Origin of the sequence: Kitasatospora sp. NPDC058406, assembly GCF_042722765.1 — a bacterium.
Taxonomy (GTDB): Bacteria; Actinomycetota; Actinomycetes; order Streptomycetales; family Streptomycetaceae; genus Kitasatospora.
In genome coordinates this window covers 17,598-41,782 of sequence record NZ_JBHXKE010000054.1, presented here as the reverse complement: position 1 = coordinate 41,782, position 24,185 = coordinate 17,598, and the positions used below count along the sequence as shown (strand labels likewise).

Genomic DNA, 24,185 nt, shown 5'->3' with positions numbered 1-24,185 from the left:
CGGGGTGGGCCGGTCCGGCGGGTGGCGGGGGCGGGGGTGGTTCTCGCGCCCGGCCGCCTGCCCTCGCGGGTCAGGGCCGTGGCGGTCAGGGGTGGGGGCACCTCGCGGGGCGGGCGGTACTCAGACGCTGCCCGCGGTGGCGACGTGCTCCGCGGCGGGTTCCTCGTCGACGGCCACCCGGTGGCCGGTGGCGCGCAGTTCGGCGCTCCGGAAGGGTTCGAGCTGCTCGCGGCCGTCCGGCATCACCTGGTGGTACCAGTGGCGCAGCAGCGGGTCGGGCTGGTCGGTGGCGTAGAAGGAGTTGTGGACGACGCCCCGGGCGCCTACCAGCGACTGCTCTCGGGCGGTGGGGCCGTCGAGGATGGTCACGACGTCGCCGTTGGCGAAGGGGGGCGCGGTGGCGGCCTCCTCCTCACCGACCTCCGCGCCGCGGACCGCAGGGTGGAGGAAGACGTCCCCGCGCGCCGTACGTTCCCAGCGGGGCCAGTCGCCGTGCTCGTCCGGGCGCAGTCCCAGGGCGAGGAGGCAGTGCGTGGTGGAGGCGGAGGGGGTGAGTTCCACGTCGAGGAGGAGCAGGGAGGGGGTGCGCCAGTGGGGTCCGCGCGAGGTGACGGTGACGCGGCCGAGGGGGGCGAGCGCGTCGGCGACGGCGCGGGTCAGCCGCGGGCCTTCCTCGGCGGGGGCCTCCAGCCGCAGGTTCATCCAGACGAGGCGGTGAGGGGCCAGGGGCATCGTTCGGTCGCTTTCCCGAGTCGGTGGTCGAATCGTGCGCGGATTCTACTGGGGTCGGTGGGTGCCGCCACCGGCCCGGCGGGGGTGCCGGGGCCGACGGCGGCGGGCGGGTTTCGTCTCAGTGCGTGACGTAGCCGTAAGGGGAGATGTTGGCGTGTTCGAAATCCTTGCCCTGGTTCTTACCGCTGGAGAAGATGGAGAACTTCGTTCCCTTCTTCACCTGGACATCCCATTCGTCCTTCCCGTCGTCCGCCTTCTTCCAGAGATTTCCGTAGGCGTCCCTGAAGCCGCCGCCCCTTTCGGGCTTTCCCATCCAGCCCTTCGGCGGAACGAAGGGCACGGGCCCTTCGAGGTCGGTGGGCAGGTTGTGCCTGATGGCGGCGGACCGGGAATTCGCGGTGTATCCCTTCTTGGCGTCGCGGGCGAGTGTGTTGAGCGTGGCCACGCCGTCGCCGAGCTTGGCCGGTGAGACGTGTTTGAGGCTCTGTGCGGCCCACTTCACCCATTCCAGGTCGGTGGCCCGCTTCGCGATGTGGCTGTTCTTCCCCAGGAGTTTCGCGATCTTGGCCGGCTTGGAGAGGTCACCGGCGAACGGGATGATCGCGACCGCGGACAGGCCGGCACCCGCGAGGTCGCCGCGGAAGAGGCTGAGGAGGCCCGAGGCGCCGTCACTGATCGGTGTGGGGTCGAAGATGCCGATGATGTCGAGGGCCAGGGTGGCGGCGTCGGCGGCGGACAGCCCGCCTTCGAGGTCCATCGGCTCTTCCGGGTGCGCCGGCTCGAACTCGTCGCCCGGGCCGGTGCCCGGGTCGCCGGGGGTGCCCGGTGAGGTGGGCGCGGTGGCGTTGGCCTTGGCCTCCTGCTGGGCGAGCGTGATGGCGTGGCCGAAGGCCTCGCCGGCCAGGGTCAGGGCCTCGCCGGCGCTCTTGCCCGCGGCCACGGCGGAGGCGTACGCGCGCGACGACGAGTCGTAGGCGGCGCGGGCGGAGGCCGCGGCGGTGGCGGCGGAGTTCGCGGCGCGGTGGGCGGACCGGGTCGCCTGGGCGGCCGAGCTGTTCGCCGACGCGGCCGCGTTCCTGGCCCGGGTGGCCGATTCGGCGGCCTGGCGCGCGGAGGCGTCGGCGGACCTGGCCGCGTCGGAGGCCTGGTCGGCCGCCTGCTGTGCGGTGTGCGCGGAGGCGGCGGCCTGGGCCGCGTAGCCGGTGGCCTCGGCGGCGGCGCCCCTGGCGGTGGCGGCGGCCTCGGCGGCCTGGGCCGCGTTCTGGGTGGCGGTGGCGGCGAGGGCCTTGCCCTCGGCGACCAGGCGCCGGATGCCGGCGACGTGGACGGCGTCGTCCTGGTCGCGGGTGGCGGCCTTGTGCTGGACCTCGGCGACGAAGTCGCGCAGGAGAGGGGCGGGTCCGGCGAGGGCGACCTGGGCCGCGGCCCTGACGCGCGGTCCGGCGGTGGCCGAGAGCCTGAGCGCCTCGACCTTGTCGTCCTCCTCGCGGGCCAGGTGCTGGCCGGTGGCGAGGAAGACGCGGAACGCCTCGGTGGAGTTGGCGTCCAGGGCGGCCGATCCGGCTTCCTTGACGGCCTTTCCGCCGCTGTTCATCAGGGCGAGGATCTGGACGCGGTAGTCGTCGGTCAGGACGGTGTGCCGGCCGGTCTCCAGGAAGGCCGCCTGCTCGCCGGGGCCGGTGTCCAGCGCGGCGAGGGCTGCCGTCTTGAGCGCGGGGGTGCCGCTCGCCGCGAGGGCGGCGATCTTGGTGTAGTCGTCCTGGGCGGCCGCGGTGCTCCGACCGCCGGCGAGCCACTGCCGGACGTCGGTCTCGGTGCCGGCCAGGGCCGCCTCGGCGGCACGCTCGGTCCACGGCGAGCCGGTCTCCAGCAGACGCAGGGCCGCCTTGCGGCCCTTGACGAGGACGGTCTCGGTGGGTGCCGCGGGGGCGGTGGCCTCGGCGAGGAGCTGCTTGGTCTCCTCGTCCTGGCGCAGTGACTCGGCGCGCTCGGTGGCCTGCGCGGACTGCTGCTCGACGTACTGCTGCTTCTGTTCCTCCGCGTACTGGACGGACAGGTCGCGGTCGCTCTCCAGGGCGACGGTCTCGGCCTGGCGGGCCGTCTGTTCGACCTGGTCGGCCTGGTTCGCGGCGGTGGTGGCCTTCTCGGCGGCCTGGACGGCGGCGTTGGCGTGCTCGGTGGCGAGGTTGGCCCAGTTGCCGGCCTGGCCGGCGTGGTCGGCCGCGTCCTGGGCGGCCCGGGCGGCGGCGTTGGCGTGCGCGGCGGACTCGTTGGCGGCGGTGCGGGCCTGCTGGGCGGCGGTCAGGGCCCGGCCGGCCATCGCCTTGGCGGTGTTGGAGGCCGCGGTTGCGGTGGCGGACAGGCGCCGGGCCTTGGCGGCGGCGGCGTTCGCGCGGTTCGCCTGGGCCTGGGCGACCGCGCTGTTGCCGCCGGCGGCGGTGGCGGCGGTGGCGGCGGCGGCAGCGTGGGAGCCGGCGTCGAGTGCTTCGCCGACGGCGGTCAGGGCCTCGTTGAGGGCGCCGATGGCCTGGAAGACGGACTGGGCCGCGTTGCCGGCGCCGACGGCGGCGTCGCGGGCGGTCTGCGCGGCCGCGCGGGCGGCGGCGGCCTGGTTCTGGTCCTGGGCCGCGGCGGACGCGGCCTGGTAGGCACGGGCGGCGGCCCGGCCCGCCGCGGCCGACGCGGCTGCGGCGGCGGAGGCCGCGGAGGCCGCGGTGCGGGCCGCACTGCTGGCCGCGTTGGCTGCGGTGATCGCGGTGCGGGCGGCGGTGGCCGCGCTCTCGGCGGCGTCCGCGGCCCGGCTCGCGGCCGCCGTCGCCTTCTGGGCCGATCCCTGGGCGGCGGCGGTTTCGGCGGCGGCCCGCTGGGCGGCCTCCTTGGCCAGGCGTGCGGAGTCCACGGCGCGGCCCGAGGCCTCCTTGGCCGACGCGGTCTCCTTGGCGGCCTCGGCGCCCGCCTGGCGGGCCGCCTCGACGAGCTGTCCGACCGTCATGGCCTCCTGGTCCTGGGCGCGGGCGGCGTTCTGGCCCTCGCGCAGGAACTCCCGGACCTCTGCGGGGCCGGCGTCCAGGGCGGCGCTGGCGGCCTTCCTCAGCTGGGGGCCGCCGACGTTCAGCAGCCGCAGGACGCGGACCCGGTCGTCCTCCTCCTGCGCCTTCTGCAGGTCGGTGGCGAAGAACCGGGCCGCCGCCTCCGGGGAGCCGTCGTCGAGCGCCAGCTGGCCGGCCTCCTTCACGGCGGTCCCGCCGGTGTTCATGGCCCGCAGGATGCCGACCTTGCGGTCCTCCGTGAACGGCGCCGTCCAGCCGGTCGTCAGGAAGGCACGCAGTTGCTGCGGCGTGCCGGCGAGCGCCGCCTGCGCGGCCTCCCGGACGCCGGGGCCGCTGACGTTGAGCAGGTGGAGGACGGCGAGCCGGTCGTCCTCCTCGGCCGCGATCGCGCGCCCGGTCTCCAGGAACGCGGCGATCTCGCCGTCCGATCCGGTGAGTGCCTGTCCGGCGGCGGCCCGGACCGCCTTTCCGCCCGACTTCCACTCGGCGACCGCCTGGGCCCGGGGGCCGGGGGCGGGTGATGCGGGCGTGTCCGCCGCCGCGGTGGCGGCGGCGGACAGCGATCCCGCCGCGAGGGCGAGCACGGCGATGCCCGCCAGAAGGCGGCGCGCCGGTCCGGCGTGCGGGGACTCCTTCCGACGCCCCCGCGGTATCTGCTGTTGCATAATCCCCTCGATCCCCTCGAAATCAGTCAGTTCGTCACGAAACCGATTGGGGTGAACGACTTCCCCCCGGGGCGAATGATTTCATGACGCGTTCGACGCGCGGCGGGTTTCCGTCGAATTTGTCAGAACAATGGACGCATCCGACCCATAATTTACTATCCATCACATTGCGGACAGTCGGGGTTCGTTCAGCGGCCGAGGTGATATCAATGACCCGTCATCCCGGCAGGTCGGCGGCCGGGACGTGGTGCCGGCGCATCCGCGCGGCACCGCCCGGGCCGCCGCCGGTCGCCGTGCCGATGACGGGGAAGTCGAATTCAAGCCAGAGGGATATGGGGGGTGAGGAGCCCGAAATGAGGGTTTCTTCTCGAATAGTGGCAGCCGGCGCGGCGATCGGGATGTCGCTGCTCTACGGGGCCTTCGGCATCACACCGGCCGGCGCGACGCCCACCGCCGCCGCGCCGTTCGTCGTCGAGGACGGTTCGTATCCGGACGCGGACCGGATCCTCGCCGAGAGGGGCGTGCGGTTGAAAGCCGGCAACGGCAACATCGTGCTGGCGCCCTGTGCGCCGGGGGGCGGCCTGCTGCGGATCATGGCGCGCGGCCGGGACGACCTCTGCTTCCGCATGACGGGCGCGACCGGGTACCTGAGCCTGGAGGTCCCGCGGGTCCACGGCATCCAGAGCGACGGCGTGCGCGACGTGAGCGTCGCCATGTCCGTCGACGGTGCCGGTACCTCCTTCACCGTCGACCGGCACCTGTGGACCGCGGTCGGGGAGGCGGCGGACCCCCAGGGGCGCGCCCACACCCTGCTGGAGATCACCGCCACCGGCCCCGCGTCGCCGGGCACCGGCGCCTCGGACCGGCCGTACCTGGCCAAGCTGGGCGTCGGCAACCGCACCTGCACCGGGACGCTGGTCGACCCGTACTGGGTGCTGACGACCGCGAGCTGCTTCGCCGAGAACCCGGCGCAGTCGCTCGCGGTGCCGGCGGGTGCGCCGCAGAAGAGGACCACGGCGATCGTCGGCCGCGGTGACCTGAACGGGGCGGGCGGGCACACCTCGGAGGTGACCGAGCTGGTCCCGCACGCCGACCGGGACCTCGTGATGGCCCGTCTGGCCTCGCCCGCCACCGCCGTCGTCCCGCTCGCGGTCGCCACCGCGGCGCCGGTCCCGGGCGAGGGACTGAAGGTCGCCGGCTACGGGCGCACCAGGACCGTGTGGGCCCCCACTGCGCCCCACACCGCCACCTTCGGCGTGGGCGCCGTCGAGGCGGCCGGCATCGACCTCGCCGCCACCGCGCCCGCCGACGCCACCGTCTGCCTCGGGGACACCGGCGCGCCCGTGATCCGCGAGACGGGGGGCCAGGGCGAGCTCGTCGCCGTCACCAGCCGCTCCTGGCAGGGTGGCTGCCTCGGCGTCCCGGCCACCGAGACCCGCACCGGCGCCCACGGCACCCGCGCCGACGTCCTCGCCGACTGGGTGCGGAGCGTGCGCTGGCGCACCGCCTCCATCAAGAACGTCCACAACGGCAACTGCCTCTACGTCCCGTGGCAGACGCCGGGCGACGGTGCGAACGCTCGCCAGAGCTTCTGCGACCCCCAGTACACCGACCAGCTCTGGCGGGTGGAGAAGGTCGCGCAGGGCTACCAGGTCCGCAACACCTACAGCAACCGCTGCCTCTACGTCCCGTGGCAGACGCCCGACAACGGAGCGGCCGCTCTTCAGACGTTCTGCGACGCCCAGTTCGCCGACCAGGTCTGGCAGCTCGACAAGGTCGACCAGGGTTACCAGATCCGCAACACCCACAACAACCGCTGCCTCGTCTTCTTCGCCTGGCAGGACAGCTCCGACCCCGCCCGCGTGTACGACTGCGTGCCGTCCTACAACGACCAGGTCTGGAGGCTGTGACCCCGCAGGACCCGGGTGGCCGCCGCTGAAGCACGCCACCCCGGCCGGGCCCGGCGGCGCTCTCGCTGCCGGGCCCGCGCGCGATGCGCCGGCGGGCCCGCGCGCGATGCGCCGGCGGTGCGGAGCCGCGGTCACGAACGGGCGGCCGGCACCCGGTCCGGGTCGTGCTCAGGCGCCGGGCTCCGCGCCGGCGACGAGAAGGCAGGCATGGCCTGAAGCGGGAGTGCTTTTACGGAGAGTGACCGGCAGACGTCCTCGACGTACGCCGTCAGGGTGAATCGGCTCCCCTGATGGGTGAGGCGGGTGCGCTTCGGCGGGTGGTCCAAGGCCCGTCCGGAGTTGGCTGGGAGCGGATTCCTGGAGGATGACCCATGGGGCGTACGACCCGGCTCGGCCATTCCACGGCCCGGTTCGCGGTCGTGGTGCTGATGGGTGTCGCACTCGCGCTCGCGCTGCTCGGCGGGGGAGCCGACAGCGGCTTCCCGGAGCGCGTGGCGAGCGGCCACTGCGCAGTCGGCCAGGAACGGCCCGCAGGTGAGGGTGGCCCTTCGACGCCGCCCGGCGCGCCCGATCCGGAGAACTGCTCCGAGCCCAGCGAACGACGCCGTGACCGGGTGGGTGTCTCGGCGGGCGTCGTCGTCCACCGGGCCGTCCGGACCGGGACGGCGGCGGCCCACGGCGACGGAGCGGAGCGGCGACCCGACGCGGGGGCGGCCCGGCCCAGGACCGGTGAAGGCGTCGGGCCCGTCCGCGAGGTGGTCCTGCGCTGCTGACGGTGCCCGGCCGGGAGGTGCCGGGACGCGTGGGCGGTGTCGCCGCCGATCGCACCGGCCCCGGCCTGCCGCGACCACCGTCCGACTCCGCACACCGCAGGAGATCCGTCATGCCGTTCGATGTCTATGCCGCGATGGGCGCGCTGGTGCGTGCCGAGGCCGTCCGCGTCCACGAACCCGTTCCCGCTCCGCCGTCCGCCGCCCGGCCCTGCGGAGCGCCCGCCGCCGCACCTGCGGGCGGGCCGTCGACCGACCCGGCGCCGGTGCCCGCGACGCCCCGGGCCGCCGAGGCCGGGCGGGCGGGCAGCCCCGACGTCCTGCCGGCCTCCGTGTGGCGCAGGCTCACCGGCCTGTTCGGCTGACCGCCGTGCGGCACGCACCGGAGGCCGGAGCCCGGCCGGGTCAGGCCGGAGGGGCGAGCCGTACCGACGGCAGTGACCCCGGCAGCTCCGCCTCCGGCGTGTCGTACCCCACCACCTGCGCGCCCCGGGGGATCCGGCAGCGGCGGAGCGCGATCCCGTAGCGGCAGTCGCCGCACCAGAAGGAGCCGCTGCCTCCTTCGCCGGGTCGGAGGTCAGGTCCAGCAGGTGCAGGCTCCCGGCCGCGCTCCCGCACCCCGGGCAGGTCGCTCGCACGGACCGCGGCAGCGCGCCGTACACCTCGTCGAACGTCTCCAACCACGCGTCCCACGAAGCCGTCGGCCCTCCCCGGTCGTCGTCGCCCACGCTGTCCGTGCCGTGATCGACCGCATGCCGCGCGGGTGCCCGCTGCTCGTCCCCGCGCTCCTCGGCCCGCGTCGACGGTAGCGCCGGAACGCGTCGTCGGGCAGGGTTCGGCATGACGGACGCGGGGGCGGCCACCGCGCGGGTCGCCCCCGTCCGGGCGGTGCCGTACGCGGACAGGGGACGGCGGCGGCCGGTGCCCCGGGTCCCGTCGGGCCGCCGGTGGCGGGCTGTTTCCCGGGACCCTGTATGTTGATCACCCGCCGGTGCTCCCGGTGTCCCACGACAGCCTCTGACGTGCGGTTCTGCCTACCCGGGTGACGGCCGTGCGGACGCCGGGCCGCTGCCGTCGCCGGATCGGGCCGGGCTTCGGCCCCGGAGCCGACAGGCGCTCCTCGTCTCCCCGTGCGTGAAGGATTTCGCATGACCGTTCCCGCCCCGCCCGACAGCCCGCCGCCCGTGGAGGACACGACCGGCCCGCGGCCCGTCGAGGACACGACCGGCGACGACCCGTGGACTCCGCCGGGTCCGGACCGGGGCGACGCCGCCGACCGCGGTGGGGCCCCGGCGTTCGCGGCGGCGGGTCCGCCGCCCTGGGCCCCGTACCCGATGCCGGTGCCGCCGCCCCGCAACTCTCTGGGGACCGCGGCCATGGTGCTCGGGATCGTCGGTTCCACGCTGAGCCTGGCCGTGATCCTGTTCTGGCTGTCCTGGCTGCCGGCCCTGCTCGCCGTGATCCTCGGGGCCGTCGGCCTGGGGCAGGTGCGCAAGGGCCTCGCGACCAACCGTGCGGCGGCGCTCGCGGGCGTGATCCTGGGCATCACCGGTCTGCTGGTCTCGACGGGTGCCGGCGTGTTCGTCGTGACACAGCTCCGGGCGGTCAACCAGGAGCGGAAGGCGGAGGAGGAGGCCGCGCGGGTCCGGGCCGAAGCCGCGATCGAGGCCGCCGAGACGAGGGCGGCGCAGGAGAAGGAACGGGCCGAGGCCGAGAAGCAGCGGATCGAGGCGGAGCGGCAGCGGATCGCGGCCGAGCGGGAGAAGGCGGCTGCGGACGAGAGGGCCAGGCGTCTGTCGTTCGGCCAGTCCTACACGTACCCGGACGGGCTGAAGGTCACCATGGCCGCGCCGGAGCGCTACGTCCCCAGCACGACCGTCTTCGAGGCCCCCAAGAACGCCAAGATCGTCCAGGTGACGATCACCGTCGTCAACACCGGGTCCCAGGGCGTCTCGCTCGAAGGGGCGGGGCTGCCCTCCGTCAGGGACGCCTACGGCGGTCCCGTCTTCACCCTGATCGACGGGAGCGCACGGATGAAGATCCTCCCCGGCTCCCTCGCGCCCGGCGAGCAGGCCACCGGCGTGTCCGCGTACGCGCTGCCGGCCGGCGCGGCCGACCCGTTCTCCGTCGGGATCGACCACGGCCTCGGGTCGCAGCGCAAGAACGTGATCTGGTCCGGCCCGCCCGCCTGACCGGGGCGGTCGGCTCCGCCCCAGTGAAGCACCCGTGGGCGAACCATAGGGGAAGGCGTCAGTGCCGTTCTGTCGTGACCTCCCGCGCGGTCGGGAGGTCACGGCCGCGCCGGGCCGTCGCCGCCGGGCGCAGCGCCTCACGGGCGAAGCGTCGGAGAGTCAGTCGAGGGCCACCTCGTGCCGCAGGATGCTGTAGTGGGCCATGTCGTGGAACCGCCCGTTCCGGAAGTGGGCGCCTCGCAGGATGCCCTCACGGGTGAAACCCGCCTTCTCCAGCGCACGTTGCTCGGCGGCGTTCGTCACATCGGTGCTGGCGTCGATCCGGTTCACCTGGGTGTGGGCGAAGAGGTACCGGACGAGCAGTCGTTGGGCCGTCGTCCCGACGCCGCGTCCGCGGGCCTCGGGCAGGATCCCGGCGCCGATGTTCCAGCTGTGGTTGAGCGGGCCCTGCTGGGAGCGGTGCCAGGAGACGTGACCGAGCACCTCGTCGCCCTCGGCCACCACGAGGTTCCCGGAGTCGGGCGTCAGCAGCCCGTTCTCCTCCCAGCGGCGCGTCAGACGCGCCGGATCGTTCCATCCGAACCACCCGAAGGCCGAGGCCGTTTCCGGACCGGAGTTGTTCAGGAGGTCCAGGACGGGAAGGTCTTCCCTCGTTGCGGGCCGAAGACGAATCTCAGTGGTCATGCCGGGCAGGGTACGTTCCCGGGCCCGGCCGTGGTACCGGCCGGGGGGAGGAGATCGGTGCCGGGCCGGTCCGTGCAGGCGGCCGGTCACCGCTGCGTGAACGCGGCCCGGTACGCGCTGGGAGCGAGCCCCGTTCGTCGCGCCAGGTGCCGGCGCAGGGAGTCCGTGGTGGCGAGGCCGCTGAGCCGGGCGACCTGGTCCATCGACAGGTCGGTCGTCTCCAGGAGTTCCTGCGCCCGGATCACCCGCTGGTGGAGGAGCCACTGCAGCGGGCTCAGACCCGTTTCGTCGTGGAACCTGCGGGCCAGCGTGCGCACACTGGTCCTCGCGTGAGCGGCGAGGTCGGCGCGGGTGAGCGGCTCGTCCAGGCGGTCGAGCGCCCAGGCCCGGGTCGCGGCCAGCGAGATGCCTGTCTCGGGCGGCAGCGGCGTCGCGATGAACTGCGCCTGCCCACCGGGCCGCACCGGTGCCGCCACCACCAGTCTGGCGACGGCGTTGGCCGCCGCGGCGCCGTAGTCGGAGCGGATCAGGTGCAGGCACAGGTCGATGCCGGCCGACAGTCCTGCGGACGTCAGCACGTTGCCGTCCTCGACGTAGAGCACGTCGGGCCGCAGTCGGACGGCGGGGAAGCGGGCGGAGAACTCCTCGGACTTGGCCCAGTAGGTGGTGGCGCTGCGGCCGTCGAGCAGCCCGGCCCGGGCGAGCACGAACGCCCCGGTGCAGATCGAGGCGATGCGTTTTCCCGCGGCCGACGCGTGGCGCAGCATCGCGAGGACGCGCGGGTCGATGTCGTCGCGGGCACCGGTGCCGGTCACGATGACGGTGTCGGCGTCGTCGACGGCCTCCAGCCCGTGGAGGACGGTGACCTGCATGCTGCCGGTGACGACGGGACCGGGGCGGGCGGTGCAGACGCGCACCCGGTAGCCGGGGCGGCCGTCGATGCTCGTCTCGCCGAGGACGAGTTCCGGGATCGACAGGTCGAAGGTGGTGGCAGGGGGGACGGCGACGACGGCAACGCGGTGCATGGCCCGAACCTCCGGATGTTTGGCATTCGGGCCACTACCTTACGGATCAACCGTGGCGGAGGGTGGGGGCGTTGGGGCGGGCCCGTCCCAACTCTTCGACCAGGGAGTGAACACGTGTCCTTGTACGTCATCGTCGGGGCCGGATCCACGGGATCGGCCGCCGCACGGCTGCTGGCGGACGCGGGCGAGCAGGTCCGGCTCGTCACCCGCCGGGGCGGCGGGCCGGTGGACGACCGGATCGAGCGGGTGGCCGCCGACGCCACCGACACCGCGCGGCTGAGCGGGCTGGCCCGCGGGGCGGCGGCCCTGTTCAACTGCGCGATGCCGGCCTACGACCGGTGGCCGGCCGAGTTCCCACCGCTGGCGACCTCGTTGCTGACCGCAGCGGAACGCGGCGGAGCGGACTACGTCATGCTCGGGAACACCTACGGCTACGGACCCGTCGACGGGCCGGTCACCGAGGACCTTCCCATGGCGCCCACCAGTGTCAAGGGCCGTGTCCGGGCCCGGATGTGGCAGGACGCGCTCTCGGCCCACGAGGCGGGCCGGGTGCGGGTGACCGAGGTCCGGGCCGGCGACTTCCTCGGCGCGGGCGCGTACTCGCCGTTCACGCTCATGGTGGGGGAGCGGGTGCTGAGCGGCGCGTCCGTCTCGTACCCGGGTGATCTCGACGCCCCGCACAGCTGGACCTACACCGGTGACGCGGCCCGGACGCTGATCGCCGCCGCCCGGAACGAGAGGTCCTGGGGCCGGGCCTGGCACGTGCCGTCCACCTCCCACGCCCCGGTCCGTGAGCTGGCCGCCCACCTGGCCCGGACGGCCGCCGTACCCGGCCCCGACCTGACCCACATGACGACGGCCGAGTTGGAGGAGATCGGACGGACCGATTCGGTCATGGCGGAGTTCCCGGAGACGCTGTACCTGTACGACCGCCCCAGCATCCTCGACGCGTCCTTCACCGCGGAGGTGCTGAACGTCGCGCCGGCCCCGCTCGACGCCGTCCTCGCGGAGATGGCGCAGGAGCACGGCCGACGCGACGTCTGACGTCCGACGTCCGCGGTGCGTCGGTGGGTGGCGGCCGGGCGGGTGGATCGTCCGGGGGGCCCTGTGGATTCCGCGCCCTGCCCCTGTCCGGGTGGCTCCCGTTTCTCCGGCGGACGACGTGCCGGGGGTGGCGCCCGAGGCTGTCGGACCGGGCTTGCCGGTCCGGTCCGACAGCAGCCCGGTGTCAGGCCAGGGCGGCGCCGCCGTCGAGGGTGAGGACCGTGCCGGTCGCGTAGCCGTTGCCCAGGAGGTAGAGGTAGGCCGCCGCAGCCTCCTCGGGGCTGCCGACGCGCTGCACCGGAAGGCCGCTGCCCTGCGCCCGGAGGAAGGCCTCCGGCTCGGGCACGGTGCTGTCCCAGAGCTCGGTGCGGATCGCGCCGAGGCGGACCGCGTTGACCCGCAGCGGGGCGAGTTCCAGGGCGAGGGCTCGCGTCAGGCCCTCGACGGCGGCGGTGATGCCGGCGCCGAGCGAGGCTCCGGGGACGGGCCGGGTGGCGAAGGCGCCGGAGGTGAGGGTGATCGAGCCGCCGGAACGGAGCTTCGGTGTGGCGTACTTCGCGGCGAGCACGGCGCCCCAGAAGCGGCGCTCGAAGAACGCTCGGGACTCCTCGGCGGTGAGGTCGGCGAGCGGCTTCAGCAGCAGGGGCTCGCCCGCCGTGTAGACGAGGTGGTCGAACTCGCCGATCCGGTCGAAGAAGGCGACGAGGGCGGCCTCGTCGGCGACGTCCAGCAGGACGCCCTCGGCCGGGTCGCCGAGCTTCCTCACCGCCAGGTCGACCCGGTCCCGGCTGCTGGAGGCGACGACCACGTTCGAGCCCTCAGCCGCCGCGGCCTGCGCGACGGCGAATCCGATGCCGGAGGTACCACCTATGACGACGACACGCCGGGTTTCTGATGTGTTGTTCATGGCGAGGACGCTACGTGTGGCGATCGAGACAGTGAATGACACGAAGTCTCGATTCTCTGTCCGATCGTCTCGATCGCAGCGCCTTAGGGTGAGCGCATGGACATACTCAGCGACACGCTCGCGGCCCTGCGCACCGGGCGTCCGTCCGTGGTCCGGACCGACGCGCAGGCGCCGTGGGGTGTGCGCTTCCAGCCCGTCGCGGGAGCCGGATTTCACGTCGTCGTCGAAGGGCGCTGCTACCTCCTGCCGGTCGGCGGCGATCCGACACCCCTGGGCCCCGGCGACGTCGTGTTCCTGCGGCGCGGCACCGGTCACGCCATCTGCGACGCGGTCACCAGCGAGCCGGTCGCCTTCGAACCCGAGCGCGTCGACACCTCCTCGCCGATCGGGCGTTTCACCGTCGAGGGCGACGGCGCTCGCAGCGTGCTGGTGTGCGGGGCCTACCACCTGGACATCGACCGGCCGCATCCGCTGCTCGGCGACCTCCCGGAGGTCGTCCACCTCCCGGCCGGCCCCGGTCGCCATCCGGCGCTGCGCTCGGCGGTCGACCAGCTCTGCGCCGAGATCCACCGGCCGCGGCCGGGTTCGGACGCGGTGGTCACGGCGCTCGTCGACCTGCTGCTCCTCTACATCCTGCGGTCCTGGTACGCCGAGTTGCCCGGGGAGCGGACGCGGGGCTGGGCCGCGGCACTGGACGACCCGTTGATCGCCCCGGCGCTGAGGGCGATTCACGACGACCCGGCGCATCCGTGGACCGTCGAATCGCTGGGGAGCCGGGCCGGGCTGTCGCGCGCCGCGTTCGCCCGGCGGTTCACCACGGTGGTCGGCGAGCCACCGCTCAGCTACCTGACGACGTGGCGGATGGCCGTCGCGGCACGCACGCTGCGCGAGACGGCCGACTCGCTGAGCGCCGTGGCCGGGAACGCCGGCTACACCTCGGAATTCGCGTTCGCGAAGGCCTTCAAGCGGCACTTCGGCGCCCCGCCCGGGGCCTACCGGCGCGAGCGGCGGACGGCGTCGGCCTCGCGGGCGGCGCCGGGCTGATCCTCCCGGGCGAGGGTCCGGGCTCTCGGCCCCGGGCGGTCGGCCGTTTCAGCCGGCCAGTTCGCGGACCACGGCGGCAAAGCCGTGGACGAGCGGGTTGTCCTCGCCCGCCGGCCAGGCGAGGGCGACCCGCAGCGGCTCGACGTCGGTCAGCGGGACCCAGGCGAGGTCCGGGCGGGTGTAGTAGCGGGCCAGGCTCGCCGGGGCGAAGCAGACGGCCGCGCCCTCCGCGACCTGCTCCAGCATCTCCTCGACGTTGTCGTTGGTCGGCCCCCAGCGCGGCGTCGAACCGTCCGGGCGGGGGTTGACCGCCCACCAGTCGACCCAGGCGCGGGGTGCGCGCTCGGTCCACATCAGCGGTTCGTCGTTGACCTCCAGGACGGATATGCCCGCGCGCCCGGCCAGCCGGTGGCCGGTGGGCAGCCCGACGATCCGCGGCTCGGTGTGGACGGTCTCGTGGTGAAGCCCCGTGAGGTCGGCGGGCAGCCAGACGAAGGCGACGTCCACTCGGCCGTCGCGCAGCGCGTCGGCCTCCTGGCCCCAGTCGAAGCGCTTCGGCTCGACCCGGACGCCCAGGTGCCGGCGGGCGAACTCGGCGCGTGCCCGGGTGGTCAACTCGCCTGCACCGCTGGCCTCGAAGCCGACCCGCAGCACCCCGCTCGCCGCCCGCCGGTGCCGCTCGGCGGCGGCGTTGATCCGCTCCGCCTGGGTGACGGTGCGGCGGGCCTCGGTGAGCACGTCGAGCCCGGCCGCGGTGGCGGTGACTCCGCCGGAGTGGCGGTCGAAGAGACGGACCCCCAGCTCGGTCTCCAGCCTGCGCAGGGCGTAGGAGAGGGCGGGCTGGCTCACGAACAGGCGGGCGGCGGCCCGGCCGAGGTTGCCCTCGTCGGCGATCGCGATCAGGTACCGCAGCTGGCGTAACTCCACTCGGTGATCATAAAGCGTCTTTATCGATCGACCAGGGTTCTGTCTTGGACGTCCTCGATCCCTGGCTGACATAAAAGAGTCCGTCAACTACCGAGTTCTGTCACGCCTTACGGAGGCACCCCCATGACCGGAACCACCCCCGAGACGACCGCGGCCGGTCGGGTCTGGCTGATCACCGGCGCCAACTCCGGCTTCGGCCAGGCGATCGCGGAGGCCGCGCTGGCCGCCGGCGACACCGTGGTGGCGGCCGCCCGCCGGCCCGAGACGCTGGACGCGCTGGTCGCCGCCCACCCCGACCGGGTCGTCCCGGTCCGGCTGGACGTCACCGACCCGGCCCGCATCGCCGCCGTGGTGGCGGACACCCTGCTCTGGTACGGGCGGATCGACGTCCTGGTCAACAACGCCGGGCGCGGGCTGATCGGCGCCGTGGAGGAGTACACCGACCGCGAGTTGCGCGACCTGATGGAGCTTCACTTCTTCGGACCGGCCGCGCTGACCCGTGCCGTCCTGCCGCACATGCGGGCCCAGGGCTCGGGCGCGGTCGTCCAGTTGAGCAGCATGGGCGGCCGGTTCACCTTCGCCGGGGTGGGTGCCTACTCGGCCACCAAGTTCGCGCTGGAGGGCCTCTCGGAGGCGCTGGCGCAGGAGGTCGCGCCGTTCGGCATCAAGGTGCTGATCGTGGAGCCCGGCTCCTTCCGCACCTCCTTCGCCGGAGCGGGCGCGCTGGCCCAGGCGGCCGCCATCCCCGCGTACGAGTCGGTGGTCGGCCCGCTGCGCACCGCACTGCCGGAGAGCGACGGCAAGCAGCCGGGCGACCCGGCCAAGGCCGCCGCCGCGATCCTGGCCGCCCTGGACGACGAGCGGACCCCGCTGCGGCTCGCCCTCGGGAACGACGCCGTCGACGCGATCCTCGGTCACCTGGACGCCGCGGAGAAGGAGGTCCGGGACTGGGAGGCGGTCGGCCGGGGGACCGACTTCGACGCCTGACGGGCACGGGCCTCGCCGGATCGTCGGGACACGGCGTCGCAGCGGCCGTGGCCGCCGGTCGGCGAGCACGCACCGACCCCGGAGCCCACCGCGGCTCCGGGGTCGGACCGCGCCCCTGCCGGTGGACGGCCTGCCGCTGCTCACCGTCGAGCGGCCCGTTCCTGCCGGCGCCCGATCGGTGGGAGCGGGTGCACTGCCGAAGACGTCGGCGCAGCCGCCGCGCGTTCACTCCTTCGCGTGAACGGTCCGTATCCGCAGGAGCCCGCCGGGCCCGCCCTGATGGAATCGCGAGGAAGACTTCCTTCGCGACTCCGGAAAGTGGGACATCGATGCGGGCAGAAGCGGTCGATCGAGTTCGGTGTGTTTTCACCCTGTTCGACGCAGACGGCAACGGATTCATCGAAGCCGACGACTTCGAGCTGATGGCCGGGCGGGTCATCGAGGCGGTGCCCGGGGCCGCCGACGCGAAGCACGGCGCGATGCTCAGTGCGTTCCGGGCCTTCTGGGGGAGCCTGGAGACGGAGCTCGACGCCAATCGCGACGGCAGGATCGACTTCGAGGAGTTCCAGGCCGTCGTGCTCGCGCCGGAGCGGTTCGACGAGGCGATCGGGGAGTTCTCCGAGGCACTCTCGACCCTGGCGGATCCGGACGGCGACGGGCTGATCGAGCGACCGGTCTTCGTGGGGGTCATGACGGCCATCGGCTTCGCCCTGCCGAACATCCACTCGCTGTTCGACGGCCTGGAACCCACGAGCACGGACCAGGTGGCGGTGTCGGACTGGGCCGAGTCGATCAGGGACTACTACCGCCCGGACCTGGCCGGCATCCTGGGCGACCGCCTGGTCGGGACTCCCACGGGCTGAGGGCCGCCGGGCGGTCGTCCGGGCGGCCGGGGGCGAGGTTCTGCCGCCCGGACGAGGACTGATCCCGCCCAGGCCCTCGGTGATCCGCGGGCCTGGGCTCCCGAGCGGCGCCCGCAGGCGGCTTCCGGGAGCCGCTGCCGCCGCGTTCGGTGACGAGCCGCGCCCCGGCCACGGCGTTCGGCCCGCGCGGGAGCGACCGGCTGCGCTCCTTGACCGTGGCGCGCCCGCGCCTCCCGGGCACCTGGACGGGCTGCCCTCCGCGGCCGAGGCCGCCGACGCGGCGCCCGTCCCCCCGACCCCGGCGTGTGCATCGGTGCCGACGGGGTCGGGACACCCGCCCCCGCCCCCACCGCGGTGGGGGCGGGCCCTGCCGCGCCGTGCCGCCGGCGCCCTGGTGCCCGCCGCCTCCGCCGTTTCCGCCTCCGCCGTCAGGCGTCCGCGTCCGTGGAGGCCCGCACCACCAGCTGCGGGGCGAAGCGTTCCACGCTCTCCTCCCTTTCGCCGGCCGGAGCCTGAAGGAGCGTCAGGGCGCGCTCGGCCATCGCGGTGAGCGGGTGGCGGATGGAGGTGATGGGCGGGTCGAGGAGTTCGAGGAGCTCGGTGTCGTCGAAGCCGGTGACGGCGATCTGCCCGGGCACGGAGACCGCCGAGCGCTGCAGCGTGCTGACGAGTCCGACCGCGAGGACGTCCGCGCCGCAGACGACGGCGTCGATCCGGTCGCGCTGTTCGGCGATGCGGCGGCCCGCGGTGCGGCCGGCGTCGGTGGTGAAGCTGGGCAGCAGCACGGTGGTGGCGTCGGTGCCGCGGGCCTCGGTGAAGGCGGCGAGGCGTTCCGCGCCGGAGGAGGACGCCTGGTCGGCGGCGACCAGGGCGATCCGGCGGCGGCCGAGGCTTTCGAGGTGGTCGAGGAGCAGGCGCATCGCGGCGGCGTTGTCGAGGGTGACGGCGACGGTGCCGGAGCCCGTGGCCCAGCGGTCGAAGAGGACGACCGGCGCGCGTTCGGCGGCGGCCCGGACGGCGGGCCCGGACGCGCCGGCGGAGACGGGGACGACGAGCAGGCCGTCGACCCGGCCGCCGAGCAGGGTCTCGATCTGCTCGGCCTCGATGGCGGTGTCGTTGGCGGCGTCGGAGACCACCAACTGGCCTCCGGCGGCGCGGACCTGCTGGGCGAGGGCGTCGGCGAGCTGGACGAAGTACGGGTTGGCGAGCGAGGGGACGACCACGCCGACGGTGCCCGTGGTGCCGGTCCGCAGCGCCCGGGCGGAGTGGTTGGTGCGGTAGCCGAGGCGCCGGGCGGCCTCCTCGACGCGGCGGACGAGGTCCGCGTCGACGTTGCGCGGGGTGCCGGCCAGGACGCGTGAGGCGGTCGCGCGGGAGACGCCGGCGGCCGCTGCCACGTCGAGGAGTCGGGGCGCTGTCACGTGGGTGGTCCTTCGCGGTCGGAGACGTGCTCAGTGGGTCTGAGCCGGCGGAAATGCGCAGCACGAGGGTACTTGACGGTTTTCTGGGGCTGGTCCACAGTGTGGGAGATCGATCTCCCAAGGAGTGTGGATGCCGCCCATCACCGTCGTAGGTTCGGTCAACCGCGACCTCGTCCTGACCGTCGAGGACCTGCCGCGCCCCGGCGAGACCGTGCTCGCACGGGGATTCGTCGAGGGCGTCGGCGGCAAGGGTGCCAACCAGGCCGTCGCGGCGGCCCGGCTCGGGTCACGGGTGCGTCTGGTCGCCCGGGTCGGCGCGGACGCCGGTCCCATCCTGCGGGCGCTCGCCGCCGAGGGCGTGGACGTCGAGGCGGTGCGCCCGGCGCCGGAGAGCATCACCGGGATCGCCTCCGTCGTGGTCGACCGGGCCGGTGAGAACACCATCGTGGTCAACCCGGGCGCGAACGCCGAACTGTCGGTCGCGGACCTTCCGCAGCGGCTGGCCCGGTCCGCGGGGGAGGTGGTCCTGGTCCAGCACGAGATCACCGCCGAGGTGGCCGCCGCCGCCGTACTGCGGGCCCGGGAGCAGGGCGGCACGGTCGTCCTCAATCCGGCCCCGGCCCGGCCGGTCGCCCCGGAGGTGCTGGCCGCCGTCGACGTCCTCGTCCCCAACCTCGGCGAACTCGCCACCCTGCTCGGAGCCGAGCGGCCCAGCGGGCCGGACGGCGCACGCGAACTGCTGGAGCGGGCCGCGCTGCCCTGCGGGGCCGTCGTCGTGACGCTCGGCGCGGACGGAGCGCTGGTCAAACAGCCGGGCCGCCCCGCCGTGCACCTGCCGGCCCCCGTCGTGGACGCCGTCGACACCGTCGGCGCCGGCGACACCTTCTGCGGAGCCCTCGCGGACTCCCTAGCCCGCGGCGCCGACCTGCTCGCCGCAGCCGAACGCGCCGTCCGTGCGGCCTCGCTGGCCGTCACCGGGCTCGGCGCCCAGTCCTCCATGCCGTACGCGGCGCAGCTCGACGCCCCCGCCGCCGTGTCCTGACGGAACGCACCTCCGTCGCCCCTCCCTCGGTACCACCCCCAGTTCAACGGAGAACCACCCATGCGCAACCTCAAGCTCGGACTGTTCGAGAACGCCCAGACCAACGCGAGCGGCACCGCCACCTGGCGCCACCCGGACAGCCGCCGGCACCTGTTCGACACCTTCGGGTACTGGCGCGAGATCGCGGCGATCTGCGAGGACGCCAAGCTGGACTTCCTGTTCCTGGCCGACGCCTGGGGCTGGTCGGAGATCGACGGGGTGCGCCCGCCGATCGCCACCGAGGAGACCTTGGACCTGCCGCGCCTGGACCCGTTCGTGATCGCCTCGGCCCTGCTCGCGAGCACCACCGACCTGGGCCTGGTGGTGACCGGATCGGTGCTGGTCGAACCGCCCTACGCGTTCGCCCGCAGACTGGCCACCCTGGACCAGCTGTCCGGCGGCCGGCTCGGCTGGAACGTCGTGACCACCGGCACCGCCGACACGGCGGTCAAGGCCTTCGGCATGGACATGGTGGCGCACGACGACCGGTACAGGATGGCCGAGGACTTCCTCGCCCTGGTCTACAAGTACTGGGAGGGCGCCTGGGAGCCGGACGCCCTGGAGAAGGACAAGGACGGCCGGTTCGCCGACCCGGCGAAGGTCCACCTGGTCGAGCACGACGGCCCGTACTTCCGCTCGCGCGGCTACGGCAACACCGCCCGCTCCCCGCAGGGCACCCCGGTGCTGTTCCAGGCCGGAGCGTCCCCGGCCGGGCGACGGGTCGGCGGGCGGCACGGCGAGTGCATGTTCGTCGGCAGCGGCTCGGTGGCGCAGCTCGCCGGGCACACCACGGCGATCCGCGAGGAGGCCGTGAAGGCGGGCCGACGCGCCGACGAGGTCAAGGTGATGTCGGCGTTCTCCTGTGTGGTCGGAGCCACCACCTCCGACGCCGAGCGCCGCTGGCAGCGCGTCCTGGACGCCCAGCGTCCGGAGGTCACCGTCGCCAGCTACGCCATGTTCACCGGCCTCGACCTCTCCTCGTACGCGCCCGGCACCCCGATGTCGGAGCTGTCCACCGAGATGTCGCAGACCCAGGTCGCCCGCTTCGCGGGCAGGACCGTCGGCGACGTGCTCGCCGACTGGCATACCCACGGTGTCGGCGCCCGCCCGGTGGTCGGCACCGCCGAGGAGATCGCCGACGAGATCTGCGCCCTGGCGGAGGGCGCCGACCTGGACGGCTTCCTGCTCTCGCCGACCGTGCAGCCGGCCTCCACCACGGAGTTCGTGGAGTCGGTGCTCCCGATCCTGCGCGCCCGCGGTGTCTTCCGCGGCGAGTACACGGCCGGTGAGTCGCTGCGCGAGCGGCTGACCGGCGCCTCCGACCGCGCCCTGCCGGCCAGCCACCCGGCCGCGCAGCACCGTCCCTGACCACCCCACGCGCGACGAGAGGACGACGACCATGGTCACTCCCGCCCACCATCCGACCCCGCCCGCCGCGTCCGCGGAGCTGACCGCTGCGGAGCCGACCGCTGCGGAGCCGAACGGTGCGGAGCCCGACGCCGCGGAGCTGAACGCGGCGGTGCTGCGCCAGGCGTTCGGCGCCTACCCCACCGGTGTGGTCGCGATCGGTGCGCTGCGCGGCGGCGGACCGATCGGGCTCGCGGTGAGCTCCTTCGTGTCGATCTCGCTGGAGCCGCCGATGGTCGCGGTCAGCGTGGCCCGCTCCTCGACCACCTGGCCGAGGCTGGCAGGGGCGCCCGTGCTGGGGCTGAGCGTGCTCAGCCGTGACCAGGGCGCGCTCTGCCGGCGGCTCGCCTCCCGCGCGGGCGACCGCTTCGAGGGCACCGCGTGGCGGGCGACGCCGGACGGCGCGGTGCTGATCCACGACACGGCCCTGTGGCTGACCGCCCGGGTGAGCGCGGTGTACGACGGCGGCGACCACGAGATCGTCCTGATGGAGCTGCTCACCGCCGAGCTCTTCCCCGGGGTGGAGCCGCTGGTCTTCCACACCAGCCAGTTCCGCGAGCTCACCCCGCATGGCTGACACACCGACGACCCCCCTGGCCGGCACCGTGGTGCACGGCGCCGGCCGGGGGACGGGCCTGGGATTCCCCACCGCCAACGTCGCTCCCGACCCCGGCACTCCCGTCCCACCGCCCGCGATCTACAGCGGCTGGCTGGCCCGCCGCGCGACCGGCACCGTGCACCGCGCGACGATCAGTGTCGGCACCAACCCCACCTTCTGCGACGCCTCCGAGATCCACACCGAGGTGTACTGCCACGACGCCCCGGGCGATCTGTACGGCGAGCGCGTCGACCTCTGGTTCGTCGCCCGCATCCGGGACACCGAGAGGTTCGCCTCGGCGGACGAGCTGGTGCTCGCCGCACGGGAGGACGTCCGCCGCTCGGAGGCCCTGCTGGACTCCGCGTACGGACGGCACGTCCGCAACGTCCTCTCCTGACCCCGTCACCACGCCCCACCTGCTCGGCGCGCGTTCCCGCCCCCTCGGTGACCGCGCCCTGCGCCCACGCGCCCGGTCGGCCCCGCTTCCCCCGCTTCGGCGGGGCCGACCGTCGATCCCCCTCCTCGCTCCGAACGAACAAAGGTGTGAGTCATGAGCGCATTCCACTGGCTGAACGAGCAGTTCAGCTTCTTCGGTCTCCCCGTCTACTGGTCCGACTTCCTGGGCAACCTCCTGGCGCTCGCCACCGTCTGGCTGGCCCTGCGGCGCTCGCTGGTGGCCTGGCCGGTGCAGATCCTCGGCTCGGTGCTGCTGCTGATCGCCAGCCTGAACGTGCATCTCGGCGGCAACGCCGCCCGGCAGATCGTGATCATCGTCTCGGCCTCCTGGGGCTGGGCGACCTGGAAGCGCAGCCGCGAGCAGGAAGGCACCATCAACGTCCGCTGGGCGTCGAGCCGTGAACGCGCCGCGCTGATCGCCGCGATGGTGCTGGGGACGGCCGTGTTCGGCGCGGTGCTGAGATGGACGGACGCCTCGTTCTACCCCGGCGCGCCGTTGTGGATGGTCCTCGCGGACGCGTGGATCTTCATCGGCTCGATCCTCGCCATGTACAGCCAGGCCCGCCGCTACGTCGAGTTCTGGTTCGTCTGGCTGGCCGTCGACCTGGTGGGCGTGCCGCTCGCGGTCCACTCCGAGCTGTACTTCTCCGGCATCGTCTACGGGATCTTCTTCGTGATGGTGCTGCTCGGCATCCGCGACTGGGCCTCCCGCAGCAAGCCGCAGGAGATCGCCTCGCCGCTGGAGCCCGCCGTCCTGGTCGAAGGCCGGGACGACGCCCGCCCGGCCGGCGGCCCGTCCCGAGCCGGGGTCCCCGACTGAGCGCGGCTCACGTCCGCCACCCCCTCGTGCGTCGGCCGCCCGCCCCCTCAAGGGTGGGCGGCCCGCGTCGGATCCGGCCCGGGGGTGTTGTAGCGCACGATACGCACGGCTACGCTGACGGGCGTGAAGCAACTGAACGTCCGCCTGGACGAGACGACCCACGAAGCCCTGGAGCAGCGCGCCGAGGCGGCCGGGATGAGCCTGCCCGACTACGCGCGCAAGGTCCTGGTCGAGGAGGCCGACGAGAGGCGCGAGCGCTTCCTGACCGCCGCCGCGCACTTCTCGCAGGCGTGGGCGCCGGCCTTCGAGGCCGGGTTCGGCCCCTACCCGCAGAGCGCCCGGTCCGGCACGGCGGACGCGGCGTGATCCTGCGCGTCGACCGGGCCTGGCTCCTGGACGTCACCCACCAGTTCCTGGCCGCAGACCCCGACGTCACGGACTACGGCACGCTCGCCGCCGCGGTCGCCCGCCACGTCGACGAGGTCATGGAGGTGCCCGTGTACGGGGCCGTGCACCAGCGTGCCGCCGCGCTCATGCACCAGCTCATCCGCGTCCCGGCCCTGGAGTACGCCAACGAGCACTTCGCCGCCGTCGTCGCCGCCTCCTACCTCAGCGCCTCCGGTGTCATCGTCACCGCCGAACCGAAGGCCGCCGTCGCCCTGGCCGCCCGTGTCCGCGACGGACAGGCCGACGTGCGCGAGACCGCCACCGCCATCCGCACCTGGTACCGCTGAGCCGCGGCCGGGGGCGGCGCCGCAGGACGTGCCACCACCCCCGGCCGCGGATCGCTGATGCTCACACTGACGGAACCCGGCCCGTGTCCGTCGTCGTAGTGGAGGAATCCCGAGGCCGTGCCGGACTCGTCGAGCGTGAGCCGCCCGTCCTCGAACGACCCGCGGCCGGAGATCCGGGTGACCGTCCCCGGGGGCATGAACGTCGCCAGCTGGGCCGAGATCGGGCCCGAGCGCGGGCCCCCGGTGGGCGGGGCCGTGGCCGGTGGCGGCCGGTCAGGTGTCGGTGCCGACCGCGGGCCGGCGTGTGTAGTGGGCGAAGAGGGCGTCGGCGACGACGGCCCACTGGGTGCGCAGGTCGAAGCCTTCGGGGTCCATGAGCCAGTGCAGCTGGAGGCCGTCGAGGACGGCCGGCACGACCTGGAGGAGTTCCGGCGCGGCGTCGGTGTCGACGCGGCTGCGGGCCTCCCGGATCAGGAGTTCGGTGCGGCCGTCGAAGTAGGCGCGAGCGGGGTGGGCGGGGTCGAGGGCCTCGGCCTGGACCATGGCGTACAGCTGGGCCCGGCGCGGGTGGCAGGCGTTGTAGTCGACGATCGCGTCGAGCGCGGAGCGCAGGTCGGGGCTGCCCGCGACGACGGCGTAGAGGTGCGGGCCGTCGATCCCGTCACGGTGCTCCAGGAGGGCGAGGAGCAGGGTGGGCATGTCCGGGAAGTAGTGCATCACGCCCGGGGCGGACATGCCGCAGCGGCGGGCGAGTTCGCGCAGCGACAGGCCCTTGTAGCCCTCCTCGGAGACCACGTCCATCGCGGTGTCGAGGATGGACAGCCGCCGCTCCTGCGGGGTCATACGGGTCGCCACTACGCCTCCTGAT

The 24,185-nt window shown here is 74.1% G+C and carries 23 protein-coding genes; 15 read left to right on the top strand and 8 right to left on the bottom strand.

Going from position 1 to position 24,185, the window contains the following annotated elements:
* Nucleotides 1-120: 120 nt before the first annotated feature.
* Together ACFWOG_RS13400 and ACFWOG_RS13395 are read right to left on the bottom strand one after the other, a co-directional pair.
* A complete protein-coding gene (locus ACFWOG_RS13400; RefSeq protein ID WP_380357872.1) occupies nucleotides 121-732 on the bottom strand; it encodes a hypothetical protein in 612 nt (203 codons plus the stop codon).
* A gap of 118 nt (nucleotides 733-850) precedes the next feature.
* A complete protein-coding gene (locus ACFWOG_RS13395; protein ID WP_380357870.1) occupies nucleotides 851-4,447 on the bottom strand; it encodes a hypothetical protein in 3,597 nt (1,198 codons plus the stop codon).
* 374 nt (nucleotides 4,448-4,821) lie between these two features.
* Here ACFWOG_RS13395 and ACFWOG_RS13390 point away from each other — a divergent pair, with 374 nt between their 5' ends.
* The 4 genes from ACFWOG_RS13390 (at nucleotide 4,822) to ACFWOG_RS13375 (ending at nucleotide 9,319) form a co-directional block, all read left to right on the top strand.
* The gene (locus tag ACFWOG_RS13390; RefSeq protein WP_380357867.1) at nucleotides 4,822-6,357 is read left to right on the top strand and encodes a trypsin-like serine protease; all 1,536 of its coding nucleotides are present in this window, start codon (nucleotides 4,822-4,824) and stop codon (nucleotides 6,355-6,357) included.
* Nucleotides 6,358-6,728: 371 nt separating this feature from the next.
* On the top strand, nucleotides 6,729-7,130 hold the full coding sequence (locus ACFWOG_RS13385; protein WP_380357864.1) for a hypothetical protein: 402 nt from the start codon (nucleotides 6,729-6,731) through the stop codon (nucleotides 7,128-7,130).
* Nucleotides 7,131-7,240: 110 nt separating this feature from the next.
* A complete protein-coding gene (locus tag ACFWOG_RS13380) occupies nucleotides 7,241-7,492 on the top strand; it encodes a hypothetical protein (RefSeq protein ID WP_380357860.1) in 252 nt (83 codons plus the stop codon).
* A gap of 783 nt (nucleotides 7,493-8,275) precedes the next feature.
* Entirely contained in the window at nucleotides 8,276-9,319 is a 1,044-nt protein-coding gene (locus ACFWOG_RS13375) for a hypothetical protein (protein ID WP_380357857.1), read from the top strand.
* A 159-nt stretch (nucleotides 9,320-9,478) separates the two neighbouring features.
* Here ACFWOG_RS13375 and ACFWOG_RS13370 read toward each other — a convergent pair whose 3' ends face one another.
* Nucleotides 9,479-10,003: a GNAT family N-acetyltransferase gene (locus ACFWOG_RS13370; protein ID WP_380357854.1), complete on the bottom strand. Its 525-nt coding sequence runs from the start codon at nucleotides 10,001-10,003 to the stop codon at nucleotides 9,479-9,481.
* 86 nt (nucleotides 10,004-10,089) lie between these two features.
* Entirely contained in the window at nucleotides 10,090-11,028 is a 939-nt protein-coding gene (locus ACFWOG_RS13365; protein ID WP_380357851.1) for a GlxA family transcriptional regulator, read from the bottom strand.
* 114 nt (nucleotides 11,029-11,142) lie between these two features.
* Between ACFWOG_RS13365 and ACFWOG_RS13360 the strand changes: the two genes are divergently transcribed.
* On the top strand, nucleotides 11,143-12,072 hold the full coding sequence (locus ACFWOG_RS13360) for an NAD-dependent epimerase/dehydratase family protein (protein ID WP_380357847.1): 930 nt from the start codon (nucleotides 11,143-11,145) through the stop codon (nucleotides 12,070-12,072).
* Between the two features lie 184 nt (nucleotides 12,073-12,256).
* On the opposite strand, the gene ACFWOG_RS13355 is transcribed toward ACFWOG_RS13360, so the two are convergent.
* Nucleotides 12,257-12,979 carry an SDR family oxidoreductase gene (locus tag ACFWOG_RS13355; RefSeq protein ID WP_380357844.1) on the bottom strand — a complete coding sequence of 241 codons (723 nt, stop codon included), beginning with the start codon at nucleotides 12,977-12,979 and terminating at the stop codon, nucleotides 12,257-12,259.
* Nucleotides 12,980-13,075: 96 nt separating this feature from the next.
* On the opposite strand from ACFWOG_RS13355, the gene ACFWOG_RS13350 reads away from it, so the two are divergent.
* Nucleotides 13,076-14,023 (top strand): AraC family transcriptional regulator, encoded by a 948-nt coding sequence (locus ACFWOG_RS13350; protein ID WP_380357841.1) that lies wholly within the window; start codon nucleotides 13,076-13,078, stop codon nucleotides 14,021-14,023.
* A 48-nt stretch (nucleotides 14,024-14,071) separates the two neighbouring features.
* Here ACFWOG_RS13350 and ACFWOG_RS13345 read toward each other — a convergent pair whose 3' ends face one another.
* Entirely contained in the window at nucleotides 14,072-14,950 is an 879-nt protein-coding gene (locus ACFWOG_RS13345) for a LysR family transcriptional regulator (RefSeq protein ID WP_329949937.1), read from the bottom strand.
* Between the two features lie 123 nt (nucleotides 14,951-15,073).
* On the opposite strand from ACFWOG_RS13345, the gene ACFWOG_RS13340 reads away from it, so the two are divergent.
* Nucleotides 15,074-15,937: an oxidoreductase gene (locus tag ACFWOG_RS13340; protein WP_329949938.1), complete on the top strand. Its 864-nt coding sequence runs from the start codon at nucleotides 15,074-15,076 to the stop codon at nucleotides 15,935-15,937.
* A gap of 329 nt (nucleotides 15,938-16,266) precedes the next feature.
* On the top strand, nucleotides 16,267-16,800 hold the full coding sequence (locus ACFWOG_RS13335) for an EF-hand domain-containing protein (RefSeq protein WP_380357836.1): 534 nt from the start codon (nucleotides 16,267-16,269) through the stop codon (nucleotides 16,798-16,800).
* 428 nt (nucleotides 16,801-17,228) lie between these two features.
* Here the strand turns inward: ACFWOG_RS13335 and ACFWOG_RS13330 are convergent, their stop codons facing one another.
* Nucleotides 17,229-18,221 carry a LacI family DNA-binding transcriptional regulator gene (locus ACFWOG_RS13330; RefSeq protein WP_329949939.1) on the bottom strand — a complete coding sequence of 331 codons (993 nt, stop codon included), beginning with the start codon at nucleotides 18,219-18,221 and terminating at the stop codon, nucleotides 17,229-17,231.
* A 130-nt stretch (nucleotides 18,222-18,351) separates the two neighbouring features.
* On the opposite strand from ACFWOG_RS13330, the gene ACFWOG_RS13325 reads away from it, so the two are divergent.
* The 7 genes from ACFWOG_RS13325 (at nucleotide 18,352) to ACFWOG_RS13295 (ending at nucleotide 23,317) form a co-directional block, all read left to right on the top strand.
* Nucleotides 18,352-19,263 (top strand): ribokinase, encoded by a 912-nt coding sequence (locus tag ACFWOG_RS13325; protein WP_380357832.1) that lies wholly within the window; start codon nucleotides 18,352-18,354, stop codon nucleotides 19,261-19,263.
* A gap of 60 nt (nucleotides 19,264-19,323) precedes the next feature.
* Nucleotides 19,324-20,670, top strand: coding sequence for an NtaA/DmoA family FMN-dependent monooxygenase (locus ACFWOG_RS13320; protein ID WP_380357830.1), 1,347 nt, complete (start codon nucleotides 19,324-19,326; stop codon nucleotides 20,668-20,670).
* A 31-nt stretch (nucleotides 20,671-20,701) separates the two neighbouring features.
* Entirely contained in the window at nucleotides 20,702-21,286 is a 585-nt protein-coding gene (locus ACFWOG_RS13315; protein WP_380357827.1) for a flavin reductase family protein, read from the top strand.
* Nucleotides 21,279-21,704 (top strand): riboflavin kinase, encoded by a 426-nt coding sequence (locus tag ACFWOG_RS13310; RefSeq protein ID WP_329949940.1) that lies wholly within the window; start codon nucleotides 21,279-21,281, stop codon nucleotides 21,702-21,704. The genes ACFWOG_RS13315 and ACFWOG_RS13310 overlap by 8 nt, the downstream gene beginning before the upstream one ends.
* A gap of 153 nt (nucleotides 21,705-21,857) precedes the next feature.
* Complete coding sequence (locus ACFWOG_RS13305) at nucleotides 21,858-22,583, top strand: nicotinamide riboside transporter PnuC (RefSeq protein WP_380357823.1); 726 nt, start codon at nucleotides 21,858-21,860, stop codon at nucleotides 22,581-22,583.
* A 123-nt stretch (nucleotides 22,584-22,706) separates the two neighbouring features.
* Nucleotides 22,707-22,949, top strand: coding sequence for a plasmid mobilization protein (locus tag ACFWOG_RS13300; RefSeq protein ID WP_329875918.1), 243 nt, complete (start codon nucleotides 22,707-22,709; stop codon nucleotides 22,947-22,949).
* Entirely contained in the window at nucleotides 22,946-23,317 is a 372-nt protein-coding gene (locus tag ACFWOG_RS13295; protein ID WP_329875919.1) for a fic family toxin-antitoxin system, toxin component, read from the top strand. Before ACFWOG_RS13300 ends, ACFWOG_RS13295 begins: the two co-directional genes overlap by 4 nt.
* 273 nt (nucleotides 23,318-23,590) lie before the next feature.
* On the opposite strand, the gene ACFWOG_RS13290 is transcribed toward ACFWOG_RS13295, so the two are convergent.
* Nucleotides 23,591-24,172, bottom strand: a complete 582-nt coding sequence (locus ACFWOG_RS13290; RefSeq protein ID WP_329875920.1) for a TetR/AcrR family transcriptional regulator — start codon at nucleotides 24,170-24,172, stop codon at nucleotides 23,591-23,593.
* Nucleotides 24,173-24,185 lie beyond the last annotated feature (13 nt).